Origin of the sequence: Mycolicibacterium parafortuitum (assembly GCF_010725485.1) — a bacterium.
Lineage (GTDB): Bacteria > Actinomycetota > Actinomycetes > Mycobacteriales > Mycobacteriaceae > Mycobacterium.
In genome coordinates, this window is record NZ_AP022598.1 from 2,901,921 (window position 1) to 2,912,953 (window position 11,033).

Genomic DNA, 11,033 nt, shown 5'->3' on the forward strand with positions numbered 1-11,033 from the left:
ATGCCGACGACCCTGCGCCGCGTCAGCGCCGGCATCAGCGCGATCGGCATGACGTTTGCCCTGGTCACGGGGTGTACGGTGAGCCCGCCGCCGGCCCCGCAGAGCACCGACACGACCGAGTCCACGCCCCCGCCGCCGATGAAGGCGACGCAGATCATCGTCGCGATCGACTCGATCGGCCCCGGCTTCAACTCGCATCTGCTCTCTGACCAGTCGCCGGTGAACGCCGCGATCAGCGCGCTGGTGCTGCCGAGTTCGTTCCGGCCGGTCCCGGATTCGCAGACCCCGACCGGCTCGCGGTGGGAAATGGACACCTCGCTGCTGGAGTCGGCGGAGGTGACCAGCCAGGAGCCCTTCACGGTGACCTACAAGATCCGGCCCGAGGCGCAGTGGACCGACAACGCGCCGATCGGCGCCGACGACTATTGGTATCTGTGGCGCCAGATGGTGAGTCAGCCCGGTGCCGTCGACCCGGCCGGCTACGACCTGATCACCGGGGTCCAGTCGGTCGAGGGCGGCAAGACCGCCGTGGTCACCTTCGCCCAGCCGTACCCGGCCTGGCGTGAACTGTTCAACGACATCCTGCCCGCCCACATCGTCAAAGACGTCCCCGGTGGCTTCGCGGCCGGGTTGACGCAGGCGTTGCCGGTGACCGGCGGCCAGTTCCGGGTCGACACCATCGATCCGCAGCGCGACGAGATCCTGCTGGCCCGCAACGACCGCTACTGGGGCGTGCCCGCCTCGCCCGACCTGATCCTGTTCCGCCGCGGCGGGGCGCCGGCCGCGCTCGCCGACTCGATCCGCAACGGCGACACCCAGGTGGCGCAGGTGCACGGCGGATCGGCGGTGTTCGCGCAGCTGTCGGCGATCCCCGACGTGCGCACCGCGCGGATCGTCACACCGCGCGTCATGCACCTGACGTTGCGGGCCCAGCAGCCCGCCCTGGCCGACTGGCAGGTACGTAAAGCGATCCTCGGCCTGCTCGACGTCGACCTGCTCGCCGCTGTCGGCGCCGGAGACGACAACACCGTGACGCTGGCGCAGGCGCAGGTGCGGTCCCCATCGGATCCCGGATACGTACCGACCGCGCCGCCGGCGATGTCCCGTGAGGACGCGATCGCCCTCCTCGCCGAAGCCGGGTACGAGATCGAACCGGGGGAGTCGCCCGCGCCGCCGGAGATCAGCCGCGGGCGCGTCGTCAAGGACGGTGAACCGCTGCGTCTGGTGCTCGGCGTCGCGGCCAACGACCCGACATCGGTGGCCGTCGCGAACACCGCGGCCGACCAGCTGCGCAACGTTGGGATCGACGCATCGGTGTCCGCGCTCGACCCGGTGACGCTCTACGGCGAGGCGCTGGTCAACAACACCGTCGACGCGGTGGTGGGATGGCATCCGGCCGGCGGCGATCTGGCGACGTCGTTGGCGTCGCGCTACGGCTGCCCCGCGCTGGAGGCGACCGCCGTCCCGACCACCGGCGCGCCGACGCCACCCCCGGAGCCGTCCGATCCGCCGGAGGCCACCCCGCCGCCGACCACCGCCACCGCGACCACCGCACCGGGCCCGCCTCCGGAGACGGGTCAGCTCGTGCAGGCGCCGAGCAACATCACCGGTATCTGTGACCGGACGATCCAGCCGAGAATTGATGCCGCGCTGCGGGGGACGGCCGACATCTCCGAGGTCATCGACGAGGTCGAGCCGAGGCTGTGGGAGATGTCGACGGTGCTGCCGATCCTGCAGGACACCACCATCGTCGCGGCGGGCCCGAGCGTGCAGAACGTCAGCCTCACCGGGGCCGTGCCGGTCGGGATCGTCGGCGACGCCGGCGCGTGGGTCAAACTGCCGAAATAGCCCCGAAAACGAGGTAGGCCCCCGCGGGGGGACGCGGGGGCCTACCGGTATGCGGGAGGGTTACTCGTCGCCGCCGGACGATCCGCTGTCGGAATCGCTGCCGGAGTCCGCCGAGCTCCCCGAATCGGACGCGTCGCCGGAATCGGCGTCGTCGTCAGAAGCGGCGTCGTCAGCAGAGTCGCTGCCGTCGGTGTCGTCCTCGACCGAATCGATGTCGTCCTCGACCGAGTCGAGCTCGTCCTCGACCGAGTCGAGCTCGTCCTCGTCGAGCGCCACGTCGTCCTCGACGTCTTCGACGTCCTCGACCACGTCCGTGGTCTCGTCGACCGTGTCTTCGACGGTGTCCTCGGTCGCGTCCTCGACCGTGTCTTCCGTCGCGTCCTCGGTGGTCTCCTCGGTCGTTTCCGTAACGACCGCGGCGGATCCGTCCGGCTCACCGTTGGACACCTCGGTCACCGGGATCAGATCGCCCGAGCCGAGGTTGATGTCCGATGGGCCCGCAACGGAGGAGTACGCCCGTGCGGACTCCTCCGCGCCCTCCGGGGCGATGGCCGCGGCGAGCGCGCTCGGCAGTGTCACCAGCAGTGCCTGCAGCAGCCCGCCCTGGTTCGGATCCTCGTTGAACGAGAACAACCCGGCCAGCCACGTGTCGTCTGAGTTGGTGTATCCGTTGAGGACCGCACCGACGACCGCGGCGGGGAGGTTGACCAATGAAATGACCGCGTCGACCAGCCTGCCCTCGACCAGAGCATCGAACGATGCCTGCAGGGAGTCGCCGGTGGCGGACAACGCGCCGGCCATCGGCGTCAGGACGCCGAAGGCAAGCGGAATCAAGACCTCAAGGCTGAAGAACGTCTGGACCACGTTGCTGACGTTCTGTGCGATCTTGGTGGGGATCTCCAACAGTCCCGAGGCGAAGATCGGCAATCCGATGTTGATCAGCGGGCCGACGAGGAATGCGTTCATCAGCGTGTTGAAGCCGGTCGAGATCTCGCCTTGCAGGATCTGCTCGGCGGCGAGTCCCAACTGGCCCCACAACCCGTCCTCGTTGCTGAAGCTGAGGTAGTTGAGCGTGCCCTCGACCACGCCCACGCCGGCGCCGATCGCCGTTTCGCCGTATCCGAGCGCATTGGCGAGCGACTGCCGCAGGAACGGCGCCGGGTTGGCCAGCCAAGCATCGCCGATCCCGTTCAGGTTCTCGGCTGCTGCTGCCACAACCTGTGCCCAGGCCGTGATCGGATTCACCGCCGCGGACAGATCGACCGCCTGCGAAGAAACGGTAGGCGCGGCGGCCGTCCATGGGGCTGGTGTCGGGGTGATAGCTGGAGCGATCGCGATCGCACTGGCTCCGACGAGGGCTACCCCCGCGGTGAGATACGGCCTAACCGTGATGTCCATGTAGTGATCCCTTTCAGATATGGGCTGTGAAGTGGGCCACCGCGCAACTTACAACGACGTCAATAGGATTTGTTGCGTTTGGAACAAATGTTTGGCGGGTGAATATTCTTCGGTCGGCTGCGCGGCCGATTTCGTTCCGTGGATATCCGATGGTTTGCCGGGGTCGGACATGCGGCAAGCTGGACGGAATGGAGACCCCGCGACTGCTCTTCGTCCACGCCCACCCCGACGACGAGACCCTGACCACCGGCGGGTCCATCGCGCACTACACCGCCCGCGGCGCCGACGTCCGGGTCATCACCTGCACGCTGGGAGAAGAGGGCGAGGTGATCGGTGAACGCTGGGCGCAGCTGGCCGTCGATCAGGCAGACCAACTCGGCGGATACCGGATCGGGGAGCTGACGGCCGCGCTCACCGCGCTGGGTGTGGACCGCCCCCGCTACCTCGGTGGAGCAGGCCGATGGCGCGATTCCGGGATGGAGGGCACCCCGGCCCGGCACCGTCAGCGGTTCGTCGACGGCGACTTCGCCGAACAGACCGCCGTGCTGGCCGCCGCGATCGACGACCTGCGCCCGCACGTCGTGGTCACCTACGACCCGAACGGCGGATACGGCCACCCCGATCACATCCACACCCACCGGCTGACCACCGCGGCCGTCGACGCCGCCACCTGGACCGTGCCGAAGTTCTACTGGACGGTGACCTCGGCCTCGGCGCTGGCGTCGGGGCTGGCCGGCCTGCGCGACGTACCGGACGGGTGGGTGACGCTGTCGCCGGACGACCTGCCGCTGCTCGGCTTCGGCGACGACGACATCCATGCGGCGCTGGACGTTTCAGCACACACCGCTGCGCGCGTCGCGGCGATGCGGGCGCACGAAACCCAGATCACCGTCGCGCCGGGCGGGCACTGCTTCGCGCTGTCGAACAACATCGCCCTCCCGGTCGACTCGACCGAGTACTACGTCCTCGTGCAAGGCCAGGCCGGCGACCGCGATAAGCGCGGCTGGGAAACCGATCTGCTGGCCGGACTACCCCTCGGCCAGGGGTCCAGCGGGTAAGCTGCCCGCAACCGACCGCGCACGGAAGGCAGCACATGGACCCGGATCTGGATCCCAACCTGCAGCACTGGCAGGACCGGCTCGACAACTATCAATGGGTCGTCGGCTCACTGGTGTCGCTGCTCGACAGCATCCCGACCTGACGACGCCGGTCGCACCGGGCTCAGACCGGTATCGGATCGTGCTGTGGATCCTGCTCGGCCTCGACGGCGTGCTCTCGGCGTTGATGGCCGTCTTCTTCCTTCCCCTGCGCATCGGCGTCGTGCCGTTCCCGATCAGTGCGCTGCTCAGCGGTGTCCTCAACGCCGCGCTGGTCTGGGTCGCGCTGCGGTGGACGACGTCGCCGCGGCTGGCCGCCATACCGCTGTGGGCCTGGTTGGCGACCGTGCTGGTGCTGATGTCCTTCGGGCCCGGCGACGACATCGTGTTCGGCGGCACCGGCGTCATGGAGTTCGGTCCGGTGCTCCTGGTCGCGCTCGGTGGGCTGCCCGGAGCCTGGCTGCTGATGCGCCCTCCCGGGTCGGCGAGTAAGGCCGAGGTGACTACTGTGGCTGCTATGTCAGGCGGGCAGGCACATTCTGTTTCAAATAGTGAGACGCGTGGATGATCCGCGACAACGCCGGGGTTACAGGGAAGTGGCTCTGAACACCCAACGCGGCGCTGACCTGCCCAGCCCGGTCGTTCCCCCGAAGCCTGCCGCGCCCAGCGCGGCCGCGATGCGTCGCGTGCTGCGGCGAGCGCGCGACGGGGTGGCCCTCAACGTCGACGAGGCCGCGATCGCGATGACCGCGCGCGGCGACGACCTCACCGATCTGTGCGCCTCTGCGGCACGCGTTCGCGACGCGGGCCTGGAGGCGGCCGGTCGCCGCGGCCCCTCGGGCCGGCTGCCGGTCAGTTATTCGCGCAAGGTCTTCATCCCGGTCACCCATCTGTGCCGTGACACGTGCCACTACTGCACGTTCGTCACCGTGCCCGGCCGGTTGCGGGCCGAGGGCAAGGGCATGTTCATGGAGCCCGACGAGATCCTCGACGTGGCCCGCCGTGGCGCCGAATTGGGCTGTAAGGAAGCGTTGTTCACCCTCGGTGACCGGCCCGAGGCCCGGTGGGATGAAGCCAGGCAGTGGCTCGACGAACGCGGCTACGACTCGACGCTGGACTACGTGCGGGCGATGGCGATCCGCGTGCTCGAAGAGACCGGGCTGCTGCCGCACCTGAACCCGGGCGTCATGTCGTGGTCGGAGCTGTCCCGGCTCAAGCCGGTCGCTCCGTCGATGGGCATGATGCTGGAGACCACGTCGCGCCGGTTGTTCGAGACCAAGGGGGAGGCGCACTACGGCAGCCCCGACAAGGACCCCGAGGTGCGGCTGCGCACACTGGACGACGCCGGCCGGCTGTCGATTCCGTTCACCACCGGGCTGCTCGTCGGCATCGGTGAGACGCTGGCCGAGCGGGCCGAGACCGTGCACGCGATCCGCCGCTCGCACAAGGAGTTCGGCCACGTCCAGGAAGTCATCGTGCAGAACTTCCGGGCCAAGGACCATACGGCGATGGCATCGACGCCCGATGCCGGGCTGGAGGACTTCCTCGCCACGATCGCGGTGACGCGGTTGGTGATGGGGCCCAAGGTGCGCATCCAGGCGCCGCCGAACCTCGTCTCGCGGGAGGAGTGCCTGGCGCTGATCGGTGCCGGCGTGGACGACTGGGGTGGGGTCTCCCCGCTGACCCCCGACCACGTCAACCCGGAACGGCCGTGGCCCGCCCTCGACGAATTGGCCGCGGTGACCGCCGAGGCCGGCTACGACCTGGTGCAGCGGCTGACCGCGCAACCGCAGTACGTGACCGCCGGTGCGGCGTGGATCGACCCGCGGGTGATGGGACATGTGGCGGCGCTGGCCGATCCGGACACCGGGCTCGCGCGGGACGTGAACCCGGTCGGGCGCCCGTGGCAGGAACCCGACGAGGCCACCGAGTCGCTGGGCCGCACCGATCTGCATGCGGCGATCGACACTGAGGGCAGGCGCACCGAGACCCGGTCGGACCTGGGGTCGGCGTTCGGGGACTGGGAGTCGATCCGGGCCAAGGTCGAAGAACTCGCCGCGCGGGCACCCGAACGCATCGACACCGATGTGCTGGCCGCGTTGCGCTCCGCCGAGCGTGACCCGGCCGGATGCTCGGACGACGAGTACCTGGCGTTGGCCACCGCCGACGGTCCGGCGCTGGAAGCCGTTACCGCGCTGGCGGATTCGCTGCGCCGTGACGTCGTCGGCGAGGACGTCACGTTCGTCGTCAACCGCAACATCAACTTCACCAACATCTGCTACACCGGCTGCCGGTTCTGCGCGTTCGCGCAGCGCAAGGGAGACGCCGACGCCTACTCGCTGTCGACCGACGAGGTGGCCGACCGGGCCTGGGAGGCACACGTCGCCGGGGCCACCGAGGTGTGCATGCAAGGCGGCATCGACCCCGAGTTGCCGGTCACCGGTTACGCCGATCTGGTGCGGGCGGTCAAGAAGCGGGTGCCGTCGATGCACGTGCACGCCTTCTCGCCGATGGAGATCGCCAACGGCGTCACCCGCAGCGGCACCTCGATCCGCGAATGGCTGACCGCGCTGCGCGAGGCCGGCCTGGACACCATCCCCGGCACGGCCGCCGAGATCCTCGACGACGAGGTGCGCTGGGTGCTGACCAAGGGCAAGCTGCCGACATCGATGTGGATCGAGGTCGTCACCACCGCACACGAGGTGGGGCTGCGGTCGAGCTCGACCATGATGTACGGCCACGTCGACACGCCACGGCACTGGGTGGGGCACCTGAACGTGCTGCGCGGCATCCAGGACCGTACCGGCGGATTCACCGAGTTCGTGCCGCTGCCGTTCGTGCATCAGTCCAGCCCGCTGTATCTGGCCGGCGGCGCGCGTCCGGGACCGACGCACCGCGACAACCGCGCGGTGCACGCACTGGCCCGGATCATGTTGCACGGCAGGATCTCCAACATTCAGACCAGTTGGGTCAAGCTCGGCACCGAGCGCACCCAGGTGATGCTCAACGGCGGTGCCAACGACCTCGGCGGCACGCTGATGGAGGAAACCATCTCCCGGATGGCCGGTTCGGAGAACGGCTCGGCCAAGACCGTCGCGGAGTTGGTCGCGATCGCCGAGGGCATCGGCCGCCCGGCCCGGCAGCGCTCGACGGACTACACCCCCCTGGCTGCGTAGTTCCGGTTCCCTGGCCGAGCGTGCGTGTCTGCGGCCGACACGCCGTTGCAGCGGCAAACTTTGCGCACGCTCGCGGGTCCTAAGCATGCCCCTCAGTCCCCGCCGGGCTGGTAGGACAGAGGTATGAAACTGCGACGGGTCCTCACCGACGACGGGCTGCAGGTCGAGGTGCTGCAGCAGGATGGGTCCTGGGCTGGGGCGCCCGAGGCCACCTCGCTGGTCGGCGCGACCTTCAACAGTGACTGGGAAGTCGCTGTCGCGCAACATCACTGGGACGTCTCCGGTCAGTGCCTGCCGTTCCAGCCGGTGTCGTTCCGCGATTTCATGCTCTATGAGAGACGCGCCGTCGACGCGGCGCGTGGACTGGTGGCGCGGTTCATGCCGGCGGCGGCCCCGGTCGCGCGGGCGTTCGAAAAGGTGTCCGGCCGGACGTTCCCCGCGTTCAGGCCCAAGCCGTTGTTCTACCGCCAGCCCATCTATTACATGTCCAACCACCTGAGCTTCGTGCCGAGTGGGACGCCGATGGAGTTCCCGTCGTACACGGCGGCGCTGGACTACGAGCTGGAACTCGGATTCGTGCTCAAGTCACCGCTGTTCAACGCGACGCCACAGGAAGCGCTCGAGGCGATCGGGGCCTTCGTCGTGGTCAACGATTTCAGCGCCCGCGACGTCCAGCGCGCCGAGATGGTCACCGGACTCGGTCCGCAGAAGGCCAAGCACTTCGCGTCGTCCATGTCGGCGGTCGCGGTCACGGCCGACGAGATACTGCCGCGGGTCGAGAGCCTGACCGGCTCGGTCTCGATCAACGGGACCACCGTCGGCACCGTGTCCAGCGCCGGTCCGCAGTGGTCGATCGGCGAGGTGCTCGCACACGCCTCCCGCGACGAGAGGCTCTATCCCGGTGAGCTTTTCGCCACCGGCACCCTGCCCGGCGGCAGCGGTATGGAGACCGGGCACTGGTTGCGTCCCGGTGACCGTCTGGTGCTGACCATCGACCAGATCGGCGAGGTCAGCCACCAGATCGCGGCCTGACCGGTTACGCCTGCTTGAGCGCCTCGATCTCGAGGGTGATGGTGACCTTGTCGCCGACGACCGTGCCGCCGGTCTCCAGCGGCGCGTCGAAGTCGATCCCGAAGTCTTTGCGGTTCAACACGACCGAGGCGTCGAAGCCGGCGACCTCGCCATGGCCCATACCGGGGTTGACGCCGTTGAACTCCAGCGCCAGCGAGATCGGCTTGGTGACGCCCTTGAGGGTGAAGTCGCCGTCGAGGATGTAGTTGTCGCCGTCCCGGCGCACCGCGGTGGAGACGAACGTCGCGGTCGGGTGGTTCTCGACGTCGAAGAAGTCCGCGTTCTTGAGGTGCGCGTCGCGCTGCTCGTTGCGCGTGTTGACCGAGCCGACGGCGATCTCGGCGCGGACCGACGGGGTGCCGTCCTCGGCGACGGTGATCGCGCCGGAGAACTCGTCGAAGGTGCCCCGGACCTTGCTCACCATGAGGTGGCGCACCCAGAAGTTGACCGAGGAGTGGATGGGGTCGAGCGCCCAGGTTCCGGTGGGCAGTGCGGTGGTGGCGGTGGTCATGAGCGTCTCCTTCGGGAACGGACCGTCGACGGATGGCGACGGAGTCATCCGAGGTAAACGGACCGTGGTCCGAATTAATTCCCCGACGGCCGGGCGGCGGCGGCGAGCGCGCGCGGAAGTCCGGATTCTGTGGCGGGTCGACGGGCAGACACGCGCGCTCGCGGAGACTAGGCGAGGGGTATGTGAGACGTTTAGTATCTGTAACCATGCGCAACCCCTAACCCGGGTTTGCGCGGAAGTTAGGGCACACTGACCCGCGCCTCCGAATCACGGCAGGGATACTTGCTGGGATTGGTTGCGGGGCCAGCGCGGTCCTGCCTGCAGCAGCCCACTGGACAGGTAGTTCGAGAGGACTTGAGGAGAAGTACGTGACGTACGTCATTGCCGAGCCCTGCGTCGACGTCAAAGACAAGGCGTGCATCGAAGAATGCCCGGTCGACTGCATCTATGAGGGCGCTCGCATGCTGTACATCCACCCGGATGAGTGCGTGGACTGCGGTGCCTGCGAGCCGGTGTGCCCGGTGGAGGCCATCTACTACGAGGACGATGTCCCGGATCAGTGGAGCAGCTACACCCAGGCCAACGCGGACTTCTTCACCGAGCTCGGATCGCCCGGCGGTGCGTCCAAGGTGGGGCAGACCGACAACGATCCGCAGGCCGTCAAGGACTTGCCGCCCCAGGGTGAGGACTGAGCTACGGCTGAGTTCGCCAGCCGGCGCCTGAGGTCGGCGTCGTTGCCGGTGTTCCCGTGGGACACCCTGGCCGACGTCACCGCTGCCGCCCGCGCACATCCCGACGGCATCGTCGACCTGTCCGTCGGGACGCCGGTCGACCCCGTCGCCCCGGTGATCCGGGAGGCGCTCGCCGCGGCCAGTTCCGCGCCCGGCTATCCGACCACCCACGGCACGTCGGCGCTGCGCGAGTCCGCCGTCGCGGCGCTGCGGCGCCGGTACGGCATCACCGGTGTCGACCCCGCCGCGGTGCTGCCCGCGATCGGCACCAAGGAGCTGATCGCGTGGTTGCCGACGCTGCTCGGACTCGGCGCGTCCGACACCGTCGTGGTGCCCGAGCTGGCCTACCCGACCTATGAGGTCGGGGCGTTGCTGTCCGGAAGTGCCGTGGTGCGCGCCGATTCGCTGACCCAGCTCGGCCCGTCGGTGCTGTCTGGTCTTCGCGCAAGCGGCTCATCCGCCCCGGCCCTGCTCTACATCAACTCGCCGAGCAACCCGACCGGCAAGGTGCTCGGCGTCGAGCATCTGCGCAAGGTCGTGGAGTGGGCACGTGAGCGCGGCGTGCTGATCGCGTCCGACGAGTGCTACCTCGGGCTCGGCTGGGACGCCGCGCCGCTGTCGGTGCTGCATCCCGACGTGTGCGGAGGCGACCACACCGGCCTGCTGGCCGTGCACTCCCTGTCGAAGACGTCGTCGCTGGCCGGTTACCGGGCCGGTTTCGTCGCGGGTGACCCCGCGGTGGTGGCCGAGTTGCTCGCGGTGCGCAAGCACGCCGGGATGATGGTGCCGACGCCGATCCAGGCGGCGATGGTCGCCGCACTCGACGACGATCTGCACGAGCAGGAGCAGCGGGCGCGCTATCAGCGTCGCCGCGATCTGCTGTTGCCCGCGCTGCAGGCCGCCGGGTTCACCGTCGACCACTCCGAGGCCGGTCTCTACCTATGGGTGACGCGGGGCGAGCCGTGCCGCGACACCCTCGCGTGGCTGGCGCAGCGCGGCATCCTCGTCGCGCCGGGGGAGTTCTACGGGCCGCGCGGTGCGCAGCATGTGAGGGTGGCGTTGACGGCGACGGACGAGCGGATCGCCGCTGCGGTGCAGCGATTGAGCTAGGGCTGCGGTGCAGCGATTGAGCTAGGGCTGCGGTGCAGCGATTGAGCTAGCCTCCCGCCCCGCGCGTTATTGACGTGGTAGAAGTTCACTG

Annotated in this window: 9 protein-coding genes; 7 read left to right on the forward strand and 2 right to left on the reverse strand. The window is 68.9% G+C overall.

What is annotated here, in order from left to right:
• A complete protein-coding gene (locus tag NTM_RS14045) occupies positions 1 to 1,848 on the forward strand; it encodes an ABC transporter family substrate-binding protein (RefSeq protein ID WP_163766643.1) in 1,848 nt (615 codons plus the stop codon).
• A 60-nt stretch (positions 1,849 to 1,908) separates the two neighbouring features.
• On the opposite strand, the gene NTM_RS14050 is transcribed toward NTM_RS14045, so the two are convergent.
• Positions 1,909 to 3,063 carry a hypothetical protein gene (locus NTM_RS14050; protein WP_232079708.1) on the reverse strand — a complete coding sequence of 385 codons (1,155 nt, stop codon included), beginning with the start codon at positions 3,061 to 3,063 and terminating at the stop codon, positions 1,909 to 1,911.
• Between the two features lie 371 nt (positions 3,064 to 3,434).
• On the opposite strand from NTM_RS14050, the gene mshB reads away from it, so the two are divergent.
• The 4 genes from mshB to NTM_RS14070 all read left to right on the forward strand — a co-directional run bounded on the left by mshB (position 3,435) and on the right by NTM_RS14070 (position 8,551).
• Positions 3,435 to 4,304 (forward strand): N-acetyl-1-D-myo-inositol-2-amino-2-deoxy-alpha-D-glucopyranoside deacetylase, encoded by an 870-nt coding sequence (gene mshB, locus NTM_RS14055; protein ID WP_104863932.1) that lies wholly within the window; start codon positions 3,435 to 3,437, stop codon positions 4,302 to 4,304.
• 94 nt (positions 4,305 to 4,398) lie between these two features.
• Positions 4,399 to 4,911: a hypothetical protein gene (locus tag NTM_RS14060; protein WP_232079709.1), complete on the forward strand. Its 513-nt coding sequence runs from the start codon at positions 4,399 to 4,401 to the stop codon at positions 4,909 to 4,911.
• A 28-nt stretch (positions 4,912 to 4,939) separates the two neighbouring features.
• Positions 4,940 to 7,519 (forward strand): bifunctional FO biosynthesis protein CofGH, encoded by a 2,580-nt coding sequence (locus NTM_RS14065; RefSeq protein ID WP_163766645.1) that lies wholly within the window; start codon positions 4,940 to 4,942, stop codon positions 7,517 to 7,519.
• Positions 7,520 to 7,642: 123 nt separating this feature from the next.
• Positions 7,643 to 8,551, forward strand: a complete 909-nt coding sequence (locus NTM_RS14070; protein WP_163766646.1) for a fumarylacetoacetate hydrolase family protein — start codon at positions 7,643 to 7,645, stop codon at positions 8,549 to 8,551.
• Between the two features lie 4 nt (positions 8,552 to 8,555).
• Here NTM_RS14070 and NTM_RS14075 read toward each other — a convergent pair whose 3' ends face one another.
• Complete coding sequence (locus tag NTM_RS14075; RefSeq protein WP_163766647.1) at positions 8,556 to 9,101, reverse strand: YceI family protein; 546 nt, start codon at positions 9,099 to 9,101, stop codon at positions 8,556 to 8,558.
• Between the two features lie 368 nt (positions 9,102 to 9,469).
• Here NTM_RS14075 and fdxA point away from each other — a divergent pair, with 368 nt between their 5' ends.
• The gene (gene fdxA, locus NTM_RS14080) at positions 9,470 to 9,793 is read left to right on the forward strand and encodes a ferredoxin (RefSeq protein ID WP_104863929.1); all 324 of its coding nucleotides are present in this window, start codon (positions 9,470 to 9,472) and stop codon (positions 9,791 to 9,793) included.
• 27 nt (positions 9,794 to 9,820) lie between these two features.
• Positions 9,821 to 10,942, forward strand: coding sequence for a succinyldiaminopimelate transaminase (dapC, locus tag NTM_RS14085; protein WP_232079928.1), 1,122 nt, complete (start codon positions 9,821 to 9,823; stop codon positions 10,940 to 10,942).
• The last annotated feature ends 91 nt before the right edge of the window (positions 10,943 to 11,033 follow it).